This window comes from Arthrobacter sp. 01T428 (assembly GCF_056398685.1).
This window is the reverse complement of sequence record NZ_JBFTPW010000013.1, coordinates 59,317-75,507: the sequence shown is the minus strand read 5'-3', so window position 1 is coordinate 75,507 and position 16,191 is coordinate 59,317. Positions and strand designations below refer to the sequence as shown.

Here is a 16,191-nt window from a genome sequence, read left to right as displayed (position 1 = left end):
TGTTGTCGTTCCGACTACTTGACGGAGGAGGCGTCGAAGTGGGCCTGGACGTAGGAGACCTGGCCCTGCAGTGCGTTGTTGGCAGCTGCACTACCCTGGTCGGGGAGGTTGATGCTGACGCCGAGGACGCCTTCCTTCCCGGCGGTGTAGGTGCCCAGGTCGAGGGCGGTCACGTCGGCCTGCTTGACGTTGGTAGCGATTGCCTTGCCGTCCAAGGTGACGCTGTAGCGGAGGGCGCTAACCAATGCGGGGCTGGAGGTGTAGCCGGCGCGGTCCTGGAACCCGAAGGTGATGGCTGCGCCGAGGGCGGGGCTCTCATTGCGGAAGGGGATCGACACGGACACGGTGTCGCCCGGGGTGATCAGGTCCGCGCCGGGAACCTTGACGTTCACACCTGCGGCAGTGTTTGCTTCCTGCCATGTGCCCGGAACAGGCAGGCCGGCGGTGTCCGTTCCAACCACCTGGATGTTGAAGCGGTTGTTGCCGCCAACGCCGGAATCAGCGGATCCGTTGCCAATGTTCAGGTTGGCGAAGTCGGTGAACGCAGCAGCCGTCAGCAGCGCGGTGACGCCCAGCAGCGAACCACCGGTTAGCAGGGCACGCTTACGACCGGAGCGAAGTTTGGTAGTCAAGAGGAGTTCCTTTCACGAGGTTGTCGGCGGGTTCGCCGACAGTGCGAGTGACTGCATCGGCAAGGGACAGGTACATTCCCTTGAACACCGGCGCGCGGTGTGCAACCAACAAGAAACTAAGGTCGCAATTGGGCCACTGAGTGGTGTTTCCCCGCAATTGAGTGGCAAAAAGGGGCAAATTAGGTGGTGCCGAGAGGGATCATTGAGTGTCGACGGTCTCAAACTCCGTTGAAAACTCCTCCGAAGAGCGGAGCCGGTTCAGCGCCGAAGTTCTCGCCTTCGCGCTGGCAGAATTGCTCGCTGCGGACGAAGCCAGGCCCACTGATGCACGGCGATCGCCACGGTAACGGGTCCAGAGGTACTTTGCCGCCCACTGGCTGGGTGGCCGCCGCTAACGACGTCTTTCTAGGGCCGTACCGATGACAAAAGCCGGCGTACCCCCGTCCGCACCCCCGGGGTACGCAGATTTCCTGTGAGTTTCGGAAGAGTTCGGCTACCCGCAATTGAACCTGTCATGAACGTTTCCACAGTGAGGCCCAATCGGCGGGACAGATCCCTTCCCCGCAACAAGAATCATCCGGGGACGCATTCTCGATCGATAAGAACGCAATAGCGAAGGGTCTTATTTTGATGAAGACAGCCAAGAAAAACGGGCTTGCCACAGCAGCGGTCCTGGGCGCCATACTGATGGCCGGATCCGCGGTGGCGCCGGCGATGGCCGACGACGCTTCACGCGGCGGCGAGGATGTCCAGGGCCAGCAAGGATCCGACAGCAAGGCCCAGGGCGGCCAGGGCGAAACATCGAAGCACGTCCTGCTGCTTTCGGTGGACGGCCTCCACCAGAAGGACCTGGATTTGTACGTGCAGAACCACCCGACGTCGGCACTGGCGTCGCTGGTCAACCGCGGCACAAGCTACACGCACGCCCAGACACCCGTGCCTTCGGACTCCTTCCCCGGTATGGTGGGCCAGCTGACCGGCGGAAATCCCGGGACCACCGGCGTCTACTATGACGACACGTTCAACAGGGCGCTCCTGCCGGCCGGCACGACGGACTGCAAGAACACGGCGCCCGGCGCCGAAGTGGCCTTCACCGAAGCCGCGGACAGGAACCAGAACGCCCTCGACGCCGGCCAAGGGCTGGCCGGGCTTCCGGCCAGCATCCTGAACATGACGGGGCAGCCCGGCGCACTCCTCGACCCGGCCACCCTCCCGGTTGACCCGGCGACGTGCAAGCCGGTCTATCCGCACCAGTACTTGAAGGTGAACACGGTCTTCGAGGTGGCGAAGAGCGCCGGCCTCACCACGGCGTGGTCGGACAAGCACCCGGCCTACGAGATCCTGAACGGCCCTTCAGGCAAGGGCCTGGATGACCTGTTCACCCCTGAGATCAACAGCATCGCCCCCGCTCCCTTCAATGGCGACTGGACCAAGGACAACGCCGCAACCCAGCAGTACGACGGCTACAAGGTCCAGGCCGTGCTGAACGAAATCGACGGCAAGGACCACTCCGGCACCAAGATGGCCGCAGTACCTGGAATCTTCGGGATGAACTTCCAGGCCGTGTCGACGGCCCAGAAGCTCCCGACGTCGGACGGCCTCACCGGCGGTTACCTCCAGGGCGGCACCGTTCCCGGGCCGCTCTTGAGCAAAGCCCTTGACTTCGTCAACGCTTCTGTCGGTAAGCTCGAGTCCGCGCTTGCCGCCTCCGGCCACGCAAAGGACACCACGGTGATCCTTTCTGCCAAGCACGGGCAGTCGCCGATGGACGCTTCGACGCTGACGAGGGTGCCTGACAGCGCAATCATCGACGGCCTGAACGCAACGTGGAAGTCGGCCCACCCCGGCTCCGCAGACCTCGTGGCGTTCTCCACCGACGACGACATCATGCAGCTCTGGCTTTCGGACCACTCGCAGGCCGCAGCGCAGTTCGCCAAGGACTACCTGGCAGCGCACCCTGCCGCCGGTAACGACATCAACGGCGCCGCCAAGACCGTGACAACCTCAGGCTTGAGCAAGGTCTATGCGGGCAGCGAAGTTGCAAACTACTTCGGCACCCAAACCAGCGATGCACGCTACCCGGACATCCTCGGCATAGCGCAGACCGGAGTGGTTTACACCGGCGGCAAGGCCAAGATCGCCGAACACGGCGGAGCCAGTGCCGACGACCGCGATGTGCCGCTCGTGGTCTCCGGCGCCAACGACGAACACGCCCGGACCGTGACCACCGCGGTCGAGACGACGCAGATTGCTCCGACCATCCTGAAGACGCTTGGCTTGGACCCGAACAAGCTGCAGGCAGTGCAGATCGAGGGGACCAAAACCCTCCCCCAGCGCTGATCCAGCGCGCTCAAATCATAGGAGGGGTTCCACGGCCGGAAGGCCGAGGGGCCCCTCCCTTGTACTCATCCGACCCTGGGCTGGACGAAATGGACCGGTCCGCCGGCTAAGCCTGCATTGGGCGCGACGCCCCGTCTGCTTACAATCAAACGTCAGCAACTACTGAGGGAACCATGAAGAAAATCACCACAACCCTGCTCGCGGCCGGGCTCCTCCTCTCCGCTTCAGCCTGCTCGGCATCGCAGCAGCTGAGCACCGCGGACACCTGCAGCAGGGTCAAGACCGTCATCTCGAACCCCACGAACACCACGGACAAAACGGGAACCATCCGGGTAGCCAACCAGCTCCGCCCGATCGAAGCCGTGTCCTCGGATGAGCTGAAGCCCACCCTGAAGACGCTTGTGGACTACCTGGACGAGTCCTCGAAGGACAACCCGGATACCGCGAAGCTCAATGCCATGAAGAACGATTACCAGAACGCGGGGACCAATTACAGCAAGTATTGCGGCGGCTAAAGACAGTTTGCATTACCTCCCCGAGGACTGGCCATGGCCGCCCAGTCCTCGGGCGGCCTCGCCCTTCCGCTCTGCGCGGCACGGAGACGCCGTTCAGGGCAGCCACCAGTAACAGCTGCAGCTCCGCAACCCGCAGCCCAGCGCACGTTAAAGCGCGGTGTGCTTCCCGAACGGATGGTGGCCCGTGGCTGGCTGTCCGTGGCTCCCCAGCCATTCGGACAGGGCCTCGCGCAGGATCTCGCTGGGCGTGAGGCTGAGCGTTTGCGAAGCCGACTCCAAGGCACGGTCCAGTTCCTCAGGGATCTGGAAATCCAGGGGCGAGGGATGGTTGCTTTCCCGGGCTTCGGCAGGCAAACCCTCACCGCGCAACAACTTGCCGACGGCTGGCTTCATGTCGTTTTCGGTCCACGCCGAAAGTCGCTCGAAATGAGTCACATCTCGTGTCATGATTTTCCCTCCCAACAATCAAGCATCCTCCGTTGGAAGGCCGCAGTCACCCTCTACGAGTAATTACTCTCTAACTATCGCGAGGTTGCGTCGAACGCAGCGAGGGCGTTGGGTCATGTCCCGCTTCTGCGCCCTGCTATTCGCTGGATGATCGTCACGATTTTAGGCGGACCAGGCTGCCTGACGACGCCAAGTTGGAGCATTGCGGTGAGGTCATCGCGAGTGGCCCAATGCTCAGCCAGCTTGCCGTCCTCGATCCTGAACCAGTGCGATTGACGCGCGGACATGCGTCATGGTCATGTCGGGAAACTGGGCAAGTAGCCACTGTACGGTCGCGCGCATCGCTTGCGGTCCGACGACGGCGCCCGGCTCGGTAGTCCCGAAAGGAGCCTGGGCGTGCTCGACGTATGAATCGGCCATGATTTGCTCACAAACGTCCAGTTGTCTCTGGTTCCAGATTTCCTGGAAGTGGCGCCGTACCAGTTCCTTGTTGGCTTCACTCATAGGAAGGCCTCCTCTGGATAGATGGTCCCAGCGGAGGTCGACCGGGCCCGTTCGAAGACCCAGGAGTCGCGGAACGGACCCGGCGCTCACGCTAAAGGGTGAGACCGCGACGGACATCGATCAGCCAGGGCTGGTGCCGTCAGAGTGATCTTAGGGCTTGCGTCGATTCCGGTCTAGGGAATCGGACGCCCGGAGTGGTAAAAGCTCAGCGGTGCAAGAGGTAGTCGGCCACCCCAACCGGATTCGACAGCCCAAGGAGATGCCCGCCGGGCAGCACATCCGGCTCGAGCCCGAGGCGATCCCGCGCGACCCTCTGCTGGAACTCGAGCGGGAAGAACCGGTCCCCCGCGCCGCTGAGCACCCTGATGGGCACGGCCGGCCACTCCACGAAGTCGCAGCTCGACGCGAAGACTGCGTTTGCCTCGGGCCGCTGGTGCGGTTCGCCCTCGGCCGCGACCTCCGGTGAAACGTCATGGAGGAAGTACTCGTTCACATCGAACTCTTTGCCGTAACCGCCGGCCGCGGCGGCACGCTTGCGTGCGTCTTCCCAGCCGGTGTTGTCCCACCATGTTCCAGGGGTCTCACCCGGGTTGGGAATCATTGCGTTCACTAAGACGATCTCTGCGACGCCGGTCCGGGCACCCACCATGGGCGCGGTGAAACCGCCAAGCGATTGCGCAACGAGCACGACGTCGGGCCGGCCACCGATTGCCGCCTCAACCAAGCGCGCGTACTCAGGCAAACCCGCATTTTCGTCGTCTCCCGGCAGATCAACCGCAACAGCATCGTGGCCTGCTTCCTGCAAGAGGGGGACGACGCGGCTCCAATACCAGGCTGAGCCGCCTGCTCCGGGTACCAGCACGAACGCGCTCACGAGGCGTCCCCGAAGAAATCATGGACGAACGGACCAAGGCTCGGCGTCGAAGTCATGCCCCACATTCTTCCCCAGATCGACGCGCCCGCAAGGGACCCGATGAGATCCCTTCGCCCGGTCTTTCCCTGCAGAAGGCCTGGTGGGAGGATGCCTATAGGCGCGGGCAACTACGAGAAGGACGGGAAACGGAATGTCGACCCAGGAATCCGTGGAAACAGAACGCAAGTACGACGCTGACCTGGAAACGCCTCTTCCCGCGTTCGAGGACATTGCCGGCGTCGAACAGGTCGCAGACCCTGCAGATCATCAGCTCGAAGCCGTCTACTTCGACACCGAAGGCCTCATCCTTGCCAAGCATCGCATCACCTTGCGGCGCCGCACCGGCGGCACCGATTCAGGCTGGCACCTGAAACTGCCGGCAGAGAGGGACAATCGCGTGGAGATCCATGCGCCGCTGGGTCAGCCCGAGATTGTCCCCGAGGAACTCGCGGAGAGGCTCCTTGTGTTCACCCGCGGCGATGAGCTCAGGCCTGTGGCCCGGATCCACACCCGCCGCACTCTTCACCGGCTACACGGAAGCGAGGACGTCACCCTGGCCGACTTCGTGGATGACCACGTGACCGCCGAGACCTTGCACCCAACTCAATTGGAGAGGCAATGGCGGGAATGGGAAATCGAGCTGGTGCACGGCGATGAAGCCCTGTTTGAGAGCGCGGACCGCGTCTTGTCCGGGGCCGGCGCAACCCCATCGGGGCACGCGTCCAAGCTGGCCCGCGCATTCGGAACGTCCTGGCCAGCTGCGGTACCGGCGCCGCCCAAAGCCCGTCCGAAGGGCTCTGCCGGGGATGCAATAGTTTCCTACATCGCCGCGCAGATAGCTGAAATCACCCAACTGGACTCCGGAGTCCGGCAAGGCGCCGACGACGCCGTTCACGGCATGCGCTCGGCTACGCGGAGGCTCCGCTCAACTTTGTCCGCCTACGGCAAGCTCTTCGACGCCGACGCCGCGGATCAGCTCAAGACCGAACTGAAATGGCTGGGCAAGGTCCTGGGCAAGGCCCGGGATGCCGAGGTGCTGCGCGACCGGATCGGGGAACTGATGAATGAGCAACCCGACGGCCTAGTGCCCGCTTCAGCTGCCAGCAGGATCAATGACGAACTTGAGACAGCCTTCAACTCCGGGTATCGCAACATGCTCCGCTCTCTAGGAACGAAACGCTATTTCCGGCTCCTGGAGTCACTTGAGGAATTCCGCGACGAGCCTCCCACGAAGCCTCGCGCCGGGAAGAAGGCCCGTCCCGTCACGGCCAAGCTGGCCGGTAGGGCGATCAAGCGGCTGCGCCGGTCCCAGAAGGCAGCCGCAGGGCAAACCGGCGTCGAAGGCGACAGGGCATTGCATCAGGTCCGCAAAGACGCGAAACGGCTGCGCCATGCGGCCGAAGCACTGGCGGACGTCCACAAGAAACCCGCCGTGAAGCTGGCACGGAATGCCCAGAAGATCCAGAAGGTCCTGGGAGAGCATCAGGACAGCGTTGTCAGCCGCTCAATACTGCTCCGGCTCGCAAGCGATACCGACGGATCGGTGGAGGACAACTCACCATTCGCTCCCTTGCTCGCTGCCGAAGAGCAGCGAGCAGCGGACTCCGGGGCCCGCTATGAAAAGCTCGCCAAGAAGCGCCTGAATTCCCTGTGATGAACGCAACTGCGGGAAAGGCGGCTAAGCGGCACGGGGCTGGGCCTCAGAGGCTCAGCCTTCGCACTCCACGCAGTACGCGTGGCCGTTCTTTTCACGGGCAATCTGGGAGCGGTGACGGACGAGGAAACACGAGTAGCAGGTGAACTCGTCTTCCTTCTGGGGAACGACTGCAATGATGAGTTCCTCGGCTACGAATTCGCCGCCTGGCACCTCATTGCCTTCAAAAGCATCGGCCTCGTCCAGCTCCCGAACAACGCTGCGGGCGTCCGGAGCATTGGCAGACTGCAGGGCCTGGAGTGACGTGCTTTGGGATTCCGCGACGTCGGAGCGGAGTTCGTCGTAATCGGTTGCCACCTGGGGTTATCTCTTCTCTTGTGTATTTGCTGGCGAATGTGCAACATACACCATGCAGCTGCTATTCCCCACATAGTGGCAAAAATCGTGGCCCGATCGTCATGAGAGCTCCCGACGGCGGCACGGGACCCGGGCGCCCGATCAGGCCTTGCGTACGCCGTCGGATCCGGCATCGCTTCCGGCCTGGCGACCGACATCGCGGTGGAGGTCCTTGTCCAGCCCGTGGCCGCTGGCGAGTTGGGCGAGAAGCACGTCAAGCTGGCCAATCTGCTCCGTTGTCAGGGGGGCCAGAAGCTCCGCTTCATGCTGTTCCGCGATACCTCGCAGTTCACGCAACACGCGTTGGCCGGCGTCCGTGAGGTGCAGTTCATAGTTCCGCCGGTCCGTACTGCTGCGGATCCTCTCAACAAGGCCGCGCTCCTGCAGCGAGTCGATGAGTGAAACCACCCGGCTGGGGACGGCGCCGAGCCTGTCCGCGAGGGAGCGCTGGCTCAACCCGGGGGCGCGTCCGAGCAGGCGGATGACGCCGGCGTCGCTTGGCGTGAGGCCGATCTCCCGTGTGCGGTCGGCAAAGCGCGACGACGCGACCGCGCCTAACTGCGACAAGAGAAAAGCGGTCCGGTTCGGCCGGCCCGGTGTGGCTAAGTCCATGGATTCAGAATACAGGCTTGACAGAATAATTCTGTAGGTGAACTATTTCAGTAGTGATGCAATTAGGAAAGGTTCAGCCATGAGTAGTCGTTCGATTCCCGGCGAGGGCGGCCGTCCAGCCAGGTCAGGCGGCCCGCACCCCGGCATTCTCGCCCTGGTCAGCTTGGGCATCTTCCTCGCCAGCCTCATCACGTCCGCAATCCTGACGGGCGGCCAAACGTTCGTCTCGCCCTTTGCTTCAACCGGACAGGTGGCCGCTTTCTTCCAGCAAAACGTCGCCGCGGTGCGGGTCGGCGGCATGCTCCAATTCGGTTCTGCCGTGCCCTTGGGGATCTACGCGGCCACCGTCTACGCCCGGCAGCTCCGGCTCGGCGTACGCGTTCCCGGACCGGCCATCAGCTTCTTTGGCGGAGTCAGCGCGGCCATCTTCCTCATGGTGTCGGGCTCCCTGACCTGGTTGCTGAGCCGGCCGGAAATCACCACGGATGTGACGCTGACGCACGCACTCGCGTTCCTCGCATTCATTACCGGTGGGGTCGGCTTCGTCGTCGGAACCGGCCTCCTCATGGCGGGAATCGCCGTCCCGGCCCTGATCCTTGGCTTCATGCCCCGTTGGTTGGCTTGGACCGGCCTGGTCATCGCCGCACTGTCAGAGTTGAGCTTCCTGTCGATGGCGATCGAGCCTCTTCAGCTCCTTCTGCCGCTCGGGCGCTTCGGCGGGCTGCTCTGGCTGGTTGCCGCAGGCTTCCTGCTCCCCCGCAACCGCGCGGCCGCGAACCAAGAGCCCCGGCCGCATACGCCGCGGACAAGCCGGACAGCGCCATGACGACGGCGGATTCCACCCGTCCCCTGTCAGGCAAGGTCGCGCTTGTGACCGGAGCGAGCCGGGGAATCGGTGCGGAGATCGCGGCTGCGCTGGCCGGTGCCGGTGCCGACGTCGTCCTTGCCTCCCGTGACAGTGTTCGACTGTCTCGGCAGCTCGCCGCCATTAGCTCGGGTGGCGGGAAAGCGGTAGCGATGTCCGTGGATGTGGGCGATGAAGATTCGGTGAAGACGCTGCTGGCCCAGATCCTGGACCGCTTCGGCCGGCTCGACGTCGCCGTCAATAATGCCGCAGGCGGCGGGCGGACGCCGGCGCCCCTGGCCGAATGGGCGAGCGCGGAGTTCGACAGCGCCATCTCAGTCAACTTGCGCGGAGTGTTCCTCTGCCTGAAATACGAAATCGAGCTCATGCTGGCGAGCGGGAACGGCGGAGCGATCGTCAACATGTCCTCCACGGCCGGCGAACAAGGAGTCGCCGGCATGAGCGGCTACGTGGCGAGCAAGTTCGGCGTCGGCGGCCTGACCCGGGTGGCCGCGCTCGACTACGCTTCGCACGGGATCCGGGTCAACGCGATCGCTCCCGGCCCTATCCTCACCGAGCGGCTGGCCGGGGCCGGCCAATCCGCCCAGGATCGGGTGGCCGCCGCCGTGCCGCTCGGGCGGATCGGCTCCACGGCCGAGGTTGCCGCTGCCGCCGTCTGGCTCTGCTCGGAGCAGTCCTCGTTCGTCACTGGAACCGTGCTCGCAGTCGACGGCGGCCGGCTGGCCGGAACGCCTGCGTTCAACACCGGCAGAAATCGCTGAGGTCCCCACTTACCCCGAGCCGCTCCAGATGCGGCGCCACCACGGCCGCGTGTCCACAAGCTCCTGGTTCACGGCTTCCTGGGCCGCGGTTGCCTCGGCAGCCGCAGCACGGCGCTCGCGCCAGCGTTCCAGCTCGACGCCGATATCGCGGGTTTTCGTGATCACTGGAGGACCGCCCTGGAGCTGGCGCCGCGCGTCAATGACCCGGGCGTTGAAGTCCTCCACCAGATCGCGCACCTGCTTTTCCGAATACAGGGCGTCAAGCTTCGCATCCAATTCGGCATCCTCGGTGCGGAGCAGAATGGCTTTTGGGCCGAGGCCGCTGAGATGTTCGCGCTGGATGAGGCCTTTGACCCACCAATCGGGATCGTAGCGCTCCCCCAGCCCTGGGATCGGCTTGCCTGCGTACTTCAGATTGTCGAACTTCCCTTGCGCCATGGCGTCGCGGATCAGGTATTCCACCCGAGCGGCGTCGTCCACCTTCTTGCGCTTCCGCCGCTCTTCGTCGTCGGCGGCCTCGAGTTCCGCTTCTTCCCCGGCCGTCATGCCGGTGGCGCGGACATTCCGCAGCTCCATGGCTCGCTCCAGCCGGCGCTTGAACGCACCGTTTTCGCCGTTCACGGCTAATCACCGCCTTCGCTTGCGGAAATCCTGGATCTGCGTCCAAGTATTCCGCAAATGGGACATTGGCGGGATGGCACTTGCAAACACCGCCTCTGTTCACGCCTAGCGCAGCTCACTAACCTGACTGGTAACGGCTAGTTCAGGAAGAGGTAACCATGGACGAACAGGGCATTCTGCACCACATCCAGTCACTTGTGGAGGAGGAGCGGGAACTCCGGGAGAAGGCAGAGGCGGCCCCGCCGGGTCCTGCGCATGCCCCCGACCGGGCAAGGCTCGAGCGCATCGAACAGGACCTGGATCAGAGCTGGGACCTGCTGCGCCAGCGGCGGGCCAAGAGGCAATACGGGGAGAACCCGAACGAGGCCAAGCCACGGCCCCCAAAGCAGGTGGAGGGCTACACGGGCTGAAGTCGCAGGAAACCCAGGACGACGACGGCGGGACGCTCCCGCCGTCGTCGTCTTGCCTAGAGAGCCGCCTTACAGCGCCGACCAGCCGCCGTCGGACGCGAGGATGGCGCCGTTGACGTTGGTGCCGTCGTCGCTGAGCAGGAAGGTGATGGATGCCGCCAACTGGGCGGCCGTCGCCGGCGTGGGGACAGTGGCCTGCATGAGCGGACCGAGGCGTTCGGCGGCCAGCTGGGAGCCCCACGTTGCCTCGATGTTGGTGATGGTTGGCCCGGGGGCAACGGCGTTGAAGCGAAGCCCCTTCGGCCCGTACATCACGGCCGAGTTCTTGGTCAGTCCGACGACGGCGTGCTTCGACGCCGTGTAGCTCGCGCCGGCGGCGGAGCCGCGCAGCCCGGCCTCGGAGGCGACGTTGACCACGGAGCCGGTGCCGGCCTCCAACATCAAGGGCACCACGGCGCGGGTCAGGCGCATGAGGGCTGTGACGTTGATCCGGAAAACGCGCTCCCACATGGCGTCGTCCACCTCGTGGATCGGGGTGAAGTTATCCATGATCCCGGCGATGTTGGCGAGGGCATCCACACGGCCGCCGGCAGCGACGACGACGGCGGCAACGGTCTCCTCGGTTGAGATGTCGCCGGCCACGGGCAGCAGGTCCAGGCCGCTGTTTTCCTCCACCAAGGCGTCAAGGCGCTCCTTGCTGATGTCGGCGGCGATGACCCTGCCGCCTTCCTTCGCGATGCGCAGGGCCGTAGCTTGGCCGATGCCCGAGCCAGCTCCGGTGACGATGACTGTCTTCCCGGCAAAACGGCCATTGATGGCGGCTTCCTGCCATGGAGTTTCGTTGCCCATGTTGTTCCTCCTGAAGGTGCTGGTGGCTTTCCGTCCACTTTATGACACTCCGTGTCATTATGTAAGAGTGGATACTGGAGAGATGCCCTCAGACCATACGAAGCCCGTCATCGGGCGCTCCACCGGACGCCCGGCGACGATTGATCCCGACGCCGTGGCCGGCGTCGCGCTCCGGCTTTTTGCCGAGAACGGCTACGAGCGGACGTCAATGGAGGACATCGCGCGCGAGGCGGGAATCGGGCGGAAGAGCCTGTACCGCTACTTCCCCAGCAAGGCTGATCTCGTCTGGGGCGGCATGGAACCGGTAGTGGAAGCTTCGGGCCGTGTGCTGGAGGCCGCCCGCACAGCGGAGCCGTCCGACGGCGGAGCGTCCGACGGCGGTATCCTCGCAGGACTGCGGGCGGCCGCCATCGCCGGGATTTCGGCGATCCCGGATCTTTCCGTAACGCGAGGGCGCCTGCGCCTGATCGCAGAGCACCCGGAGCTGGCGAGCAGGAGCTACGATGCCTTGGCTCCACAACGGGACCGGGCACGGCTTTACCTCGTTGCGCACGGCGTCCGCGAAAGCGCGGCACGCTATCTGTGCGCCGCCTATCTCGGGGCGACGTTCGAGGCCTGGATGCAATGGGCCGCCGGCACGGATCCGGATCCGGGGCCTTACCTGGCGGAGGCCGTTGGCGTACTGCGGGTTCCGGCTTCCCGGCCCGGCGGATAACCTGTGCCTGGGAGGGCAAATGACAGTTCGAAGCGCGGGCATTCTGTTGTTCCGCCGGAGCTCCACTACGGAATTGGAAGTATGGATAGCCCACATGGGCGGACCCTTCTGGGCCCACAAGGATGCACGCGCCTGGTCAATTCCCAAAGGCGAATACCTCGAGGATGAGGACCCCCTGATGGCCGCGAAGCGCGAATTCGCCGAGGAGATAGGCACTCCCCCGCCGGCCGTCGATTATCACCAGCTAGGCATCTTCCGGCAACCGTCGGGCAAACTCGTTGCGGCTTTCACGGCGGAGTCGGATTTTGAACCGGAGAACATCGTGAGCAACACGTTCGAGCTTGAGTGGCCGCGCGGATCAGGTGTCATCCGGAGCTATCCGGAGATTGACGACGCCATGTGGGCCACGGAAGCCGTCGCCCGCACCAAATTGGTGAGCGGGCAGGTGCCGATCCTCGACGCGTTGATCCGGCACCTTGGGCCACACTAGCTCTGGACGAGCGACTCGATTGGCCGCGGGGAAAGAATGGGATCCGCGTGCCGGTGGACGACCTTCCACTCACCGTCTTCCCGGCGGAAAATCGTCGTCACCCGAAGGGGAATCGGGGACACCTCATCAGATCCGCCAACTTTGGCCCGCGCCCATTCAATTTCGACGATGTACGCAAGCTCCGTCCCGGCATCGCCGGAGATTCGCTCGAACCTGATCGGCTCGCCCTCCCTGAGCCCGGAAGACGCCCGATCCATGGTCGCCTCGACTGCACTCGGGCCCCGCGCAGGCGGGCCGAGAGGATTAGCGAGCGTGACGTCGTCGCGCTTTGAGAATAGCTTCTTCTGCTGCCCGGGGTCTCCCTTGATGAATGCATCGAGCGCTCGGTGGTACTTCTCCACCATCAGGTCGAGATCGGATTCCGGCATTGCTTCCTCCAGCCACGCTCTTGCCCTGGCGCGGCGCCAAGGCCCCGTATTCGGCCATGGTGGCACCACTCACCGGGGATGTCCATACAACGAATATCCCGCAACAAGACCGGTCAGGAATGGAGAAGCGCCGCTCCCGGGCCGCGCCTAGAATGGCGGTCATGGACAACACCGTCCACGCCAGCTTCGTCCCCTAATGACTTCAGGAGTGATCATGAGCGACTCTTCCAACGAGGGAATCAAGACCGTGCTGCATCCCGTTTCCGACCTCGCCGCCGCGAAGGCGGTGTACACCGCTTTGCTTGGGACGCCGCCGCAGGCCGACGGACCGTATTACGTCGGCTTCGACGTCGCGGGCCAGCACATCGGGCTCGTCCCTGGAGGCGGACCGCAAGCCATGACCTCGCCCGTCGCCTACTGGCACGTTTCGGACATCGAGTCAAAGCTGGCAGAGGTGACTGCCGCCGGCGCTACGCTGAAGGAAGCAGCCCGCGACGTCGGGGGCGGCCGTTTGGTGGCCACCGTCACCGACCCGGACGGCAATGTCCTCGGGCTGCTTCAGGATCCTCACTAGCCAAGCGATAGCCGACGAAGACCGAAGACGACCCCGCGTAAAAGATGGAGACACGATGAGCACGGCCACGAGCACGGACACCCAGTCGCCTGAGCTTCATACTGCCGACACCCACGATCTGATTCGCGTACAGGGCGCACGGGAAAACAACCTCAAGGACATCAGCATCGAGCTGCCGAAGCGTCGGTTGACGGTGTTCACGGGCGTCTCCGGTTCGGGCAAGAGCTCCCTCGTGTTCGCCACGATCGCCGCGGAGTCGCAGCGCATGATCAACGAGACGTACAGCACCTTCGTGCAAGGGTTCATGCCGACCATGGCGCGGCCGGATGTGGACCTGCTCGAGGGGCTCACGACGGCGATCATCGTCGACCAGGAGCGGATGGGCGCGAACCCCCGCTCCACCGTGGGTACCGCCACGGATGCGAACACCATGCTGCGCATGCTCTTCAGCCGGCTCGGCCAGCCGCACATCGGATCGCCCCAGGCGTTCTCGTTCAACGTCGCTTCGATCTCGGGCGCGGGCGCGGTCACTGTCGAGCGCGGCGGTACCACCACGAAGGAGCGGCGGAGTTTCAGCATCACCGGCGGCATGTGCCCGCGTTGCGAAGGACGGGGCTCGGTCACCGACTTCGACCTCACCGAACTGTACGACGCCGGCAAGTCACTTAGCGGGGGCGCGCTCACCATCCCCGGCTACAGCATGGATGGCTGGTTCGGGCGCATCTTCAGCGGCTCCGGTTTTTTCGACATGGACAAGCCGATCAGCAAGTACACCAAGAAGGAACTCCACGACCTGCTCCACAAGGAGCCCACCAAGATCAAGGTCGAGGGAATCAACCTGACCTACGAGGGCCTGATTCCCAAGATCCAGAAGTCCATGCTCTCCAAGGATCCGGAGGGAATGCAGCCACACATCCGCGCCTTCGTGGAGCGGGCCATCACCTTCACGATCTGTCCCGATTGCAACGGAACCCGGCTCACCGAGGCGGCCCGTTCGTCCAAGATCAAGGGAATCAGCATCGCGGACGCCTGCTCGATGCAGATCAGCGACCTTGCCGAATGGGTGCGCGGCCTCGACGAACCCTCCGTGGCACCACTCCTCAAGGGACTGCGGCACCTCCTCGACTCCTTCGCGGAGATCGGGCTCGGCTATCTCTCGCTCGACCGGCCGGCCGGAACGCTGTCCGGCGGTGAGGCACAGCGCACGAAGATGATCCGGCACCTGGGCTCCTCGCTCACCGATGTCACCTACGTCTTCGACGAGCCCACCATCGGCTTGCACCCGCACGACATCCAGCGCATGAACAAACTGCTGCTGCAACTGCGGGACAAGGGCAACACCGTACTCGTCGTGGAACACAAACCGGAGGCGATCGCGATCGCCGACCACGTCGTCGACCTCGGTCCCGGCGCGGGCACCGCCGGTGGCGAAGTGGTCTTTGAAGGCACCCTCGAAGGGCTGCGTTCCAGCGGCACCCTGACCGGGCGCCACCTCGAGGACCGCTCAACCCTCAAGAAGACGGTGCGGGCATCCGCCGGCGCACTGGAGATCCGTGGCGCGAGCGAGAACAACCTGCGCGACGTCGACATCGACATTCCGCTCGGGGTCCTGGTTGTCGTCACGGGCGTCGCCGGATCCGGCAAGAGCTCGCTGATCCACGGCTCGTTGTCCAAGCGGGACGGCGTCGTTTCGATTGACCAGGGGGCGATCAAGGGTTCGCGGCGGAGCAACCCCGCGACGTACACCGGTCTGCTCGAGCCCATCCGGAAGGCGTTCGCGAAGGCCAATGGCGTGAAGCCTGCGCTGTTCAGTGCCAACTCCGAGGGCGCATGCCCCACCTGCAACGGCGCGGGCGTCATCTACACGGATCTCGGGTTCATGGACACGGTCTCCACTCCGTGCGAGGAATGCGAAGGCAAGAGGTTCCAGGCGTCGGTGCTCGAATTCCGCCTCGGCGGCCGCAACATCGCCGAGGTGTTGGCGATGTCAGTGAAAGAGGCCGAGGAGTTCTTCTCCGCGGGCGAATCCAGGATCCCCGCAGCGCACGCAATCCTGCAGCGGCTGGCCGACGTCGGACTCGGATACCTCAGCCTCGGCCAGCCGCTCACCACCCTTTCCGGCGGCGAGCGGCAGCGGATCAAGCTGGCCACCCACATGGGCGAAAAGGGCGGCGTGCTGGTTCTCGACGAGCCCACCTCGGGCCTGCACCTGGCCGACGTCGAACAGCTGCTCGGCTTGCTGGACCGGCTTGTCGACTCCGGGAAGTCGGTCATCGTCATCGAGCACCACCAGGCGGTCATGGCGCATGCCGACTGGATTATCGACCTTGGCCCCGGCGCCGGTCACGACGGCGGACAGATCGTTTTCGAGGGCACCCCCGCCGACCTCATCGCAGGGCGATCCACCCTTACCGGCGAGCATTTGGCGGCCTACATCGGCCGGTGAGCTCGCGGGAGGGCGCTCC

The 16,191-nt window shown here is 64.4% G+C and carries 19 protein-coding genes; 10 read left to right on the top strand and 9 right to left on the bottom strand.

What is annotated here, in order from left to right; translation table 11 throughout:
• Positions 1–14: 14 nt before the first annotated feature.
• Complete coding sequence (locus AC1DJB_RS15175) at positions 15–632, bottom strand: type 2 periplasmic-binding domain-containing protein (protein ID WP_441433310.1); 618 nt, start codon at positions 630–632, stop codon at positions 15–17.
• Positions 633–1,262: 630 nt separating this feature from the next.
• Here AC1DJB_RS15175 and AC1DJB_RS15170 point away from each other — a divergent pair.
• Both AC1DJB_RS15170 and AC1DJB_RS15165 read left to right on the top strand, forming a co-directional pair.
• On the top strand, positions 1,263–2,972 hold the full coding sequence (locus AC1DJB_RS15170) for an alkaline phosphatase family protein (protein ID WP_441433285.1): 1,710 nt from the start codon (positions 1,263–1,265) through the stop codon (positions 2,970–2,972).
• A 173-nt stretch (positions 2,973–3,145) separates the two neighbouring features.
• A complete protein-coding gene (locus tag AC1DJB_RS15165) occupies positions 3,146–3,487 on the top strand; it encodes a hypothetical protein (RefSeq protein WP_059389438.1) in 342 nt (113 codons plus the stop codon).
• Between the two features lie 147 nt (positions 3,488–3,634).
• Here the strand turns inward: AC1DJB_RS15165 and AC1DJB_RS15160 are convergent, their stop codons facing one another.
• The 3 genes from AC1DJB_RS15160 to AC1DJB_RS15150 form a co-directional block, all read right to left on the bottom strand.
• A complete protein-coding gene (locus AC1DJB_RS15160; protein WP_172465630.1) occupies positions 3,635–3,934 on the bottom strand; it encodes a ribbon-helix-helix domain-containing protein in 300 nt (99 codons plus the stop codon).
• Positions 3,935–4,168: 234 nt separating this feature from the next.
• Positions 4,169–4,438 carry a nuclear transport factor 2 family protein gene (locus AC1DJB_RS15155; RefSeq protein WP_307053902.1) on the bottom strand — a complete coding sequence of 90 codons (270 nt, stop codon included), beginning with the start codon at positions 4,436–4,438 and terminating at the stop codon, positions 4,169–4,171.
• Positions 4,439–4,643: 205 nt separating this feature from the next.
• The gene (locus AC1DJB_RS15150) at positions 4,644–5,312 is read right to left on the bottom strand and encodes an alpha/beta fold hydrolase (RefSeq protein ID WP_306961893.1); all 669 of its coding nucleotides are present in this window, start codon (positions 5,310–5,312) and stop codon (positions 4,644–4,646) included.
• Between the two features lie 190 nt (positions 5,313–5,502).
• On the opposite strand from AC1DJB_RS15150, the gene AC1DJB_RS15145 reads away from it, so the two are divergent.
• Complete coding sequence (locus AC1DJB_RS15145) at positions 5,503–7,005, top strand: CYTH and CHAD domain-containing protein (RefSeq protein WP_441437792.1); 1,503 nt, start codon at positions 5,503–5,505, stop codon at positions 7,003–7,005.
• A 54-nt stretch (positions 7,006–7,059) separates the two neighbouring features.
• On the opposite strand, the gene AC1DJB_RS15140 is transcribed toward AC1DJB_RS15145, so the two are convergent.
• Positions 7,060–7,362 carry a DUF4193 domain-containing protein gene (locus tag AC1DJB_RS15140; RefSeq protein WP_059389433.1) on the bottom strand — a complete coding sequence of 101 codons (303 nt, stop codon included), beginning with the start codon at positions 7,360–7,362 and terminating at the stop codon, positions 7,060–7,062.
• Between the two features lie 141 nt (positions 7,363–7,503).
• Positions 7,504–8,013 (bottom strand): MarR family winged helix-turn-helix transcriptional regulator, encoded by a 510-nt coding sequence (locus tag AC1DJB_RS15135; protein WP_476910558.1) that lies wholly within the window; start codon positions 8,011–8,013, stop codon positions 7,504–7,506.
• 79 nt (positions 8,014–8,092) lie between these two features.
• Here AC1DJB_RS15135 and AC1DJB_RS15130 point away from each other — a divergent pair, with 79 nt between their 5' ends.
• Both AC1DJB_RS15130 and AC1DJB_RS15125 read left to right on the top strand, forming a co-directional pair.
• The gene (locus tag AC1DJB_RS15130) at positions 8,093–8,839 is read left to right on the top strand and encodes a hypothetical protein (RefSeq protein ID WP_441433283.1); all 747 of its coding nucleotides are present in this window, start codon (positions 8,093–8,095) and stop codon (positions 8,837–8,839) included.
• Complete coding sequence (locus AC1DJB_RS15125) at positions 8,836–9,639, top strand: SDR family NAD(P)-dependent oxidoreductase (RefSeq protein ID WP_441433282.1); 804 nt, start codon at positions 8,836–8,838, stop codon at positions 9,637–9,639. Before AC1DJB_RS15130 ends, AC1DJB_RS15125 begins: the two co-directional genes overlap by 4 nt.
• A gap of 9 nt (positions 9,640–9,648) precedes the next feature.
• Here the strand turns inward: AC1DJB_RS15125 and AC1DJB_RS15120 are convergent, their stop codons facing one another.
• Positions 9,649–10,260: a DnaJ family domain-containing protein gene (locus AC1DJB_RS15120; RefSeq protein ID WP_284989927.1), complete on the bottom strand. Its 612-nt coding sequence runs from the start codon at positions 10,258–10,260 to the stop codon at positions 9,649–9,651.
• Positions 10,261–10,418: 158 nt separating this feature from the next.
• Between AC1DJB_RS15120 and AC1DJB_RS15115 the strand changes: the two genes are divergently transcribed.
• Complete coding sequence (locus AC1DJB_RS15115; RefSeq protein ID WP_059389430.1) at positions 10,419–10,670, top strand: DUF2630 family protein; 252 nt, start codon at positions 10,419–10,421, stop codon at positions 10,668–10,670.
• A 69-nt stretch (positions 10,671–10,739) separates the two neighbouring features.
• On the opposite strand, the gene AC1DJB_RS15110 is transcribed toward AC1DJB_RS15115, so the two are convergent.
• Entirely contained in the window at positions 10,740–11,519 is a 780-nt protein-coding gene (locus AC1DJB_RS15110; RefSeq protein ID WP_306961905.1) for an SDR family NAD(P)-dependent oxidoreductase, read from the bottom strand.
• An 82-nt stretch (positions 11,520–11,601) separates the two neighbouring features.
• On the opposite strand from AC1DJB_RS15110, the gene AC1DJB_RS15105 reads away from it, so the two are divergent.
• Together AC1DJB_RS15105 and AC1DJB_RS15100 are read left to right on the top strand one after the other, a co-directional pair.
• Entirely contained in the window at positions 11,602–12,234 is a 633-nt protein-coding gene (locus AC1DJB_RS15105; protein WP_441437793.1) for a TetR family transcriptional regulator, read from the top strand.
• Between the two features lie 19 nt (positions 12,235–12,253).
• A complete protein-coding gene (locus AC1DJB_RS15100; RefSeq protein WP_441433279.1) occupies positions 12,254–12,724 on the top strand; it encodes an NUDIX hydrolase in 471 nt (156 codons plus the stop codon).
• Here AC1DJB_RS15100 and AC1DJB_RS15095 read toward each other — a convergent pair.
• A complete protein-coding gene (locus AC1DJB_RS15095; protein WP_306961911.1) occupies positions 12,721–13,152 on the bottom strand; it encodes a YybH family protein in 432 nt (143 codons plus the stop codon). The two genes, AC1DJB_RS15100 and AC1DJB_RS15095, sit on opposite strands and share 4 nt — an antisense overlap.
• Positions 13,153–13,366: 214 nt before the next feature.
• Here AC1DJB_RS15095 and AC1DJB_RS15090 point away from each other — a divergent pair, with 214 nt between their 5' ends.
• Positions 13,367–13,726, top strand: a complete 360-nt coding sequence (locus AC1DJB_RS15090; protein WP_441433278.1) for a VOC family protein — start codon at positions 13,367–13,369, stop codon at positions 13,724–13,726.
• 55 nt (positions 13,727–13,781) lie between these two features.
• Positions 13,782–16,172, top strand: a complete 2,391-nt coding sequence (locus AC1DJB_RS15085) for an ATP-binding cassette domain-containing protein (RefSeq protein ID WP_441433277.1) — start codon at positions 13,782–13,784, stop codon at positions 16,170–16,172.
• Positions 16,173–16,191 lie beyond the last annotated feature (19 nt).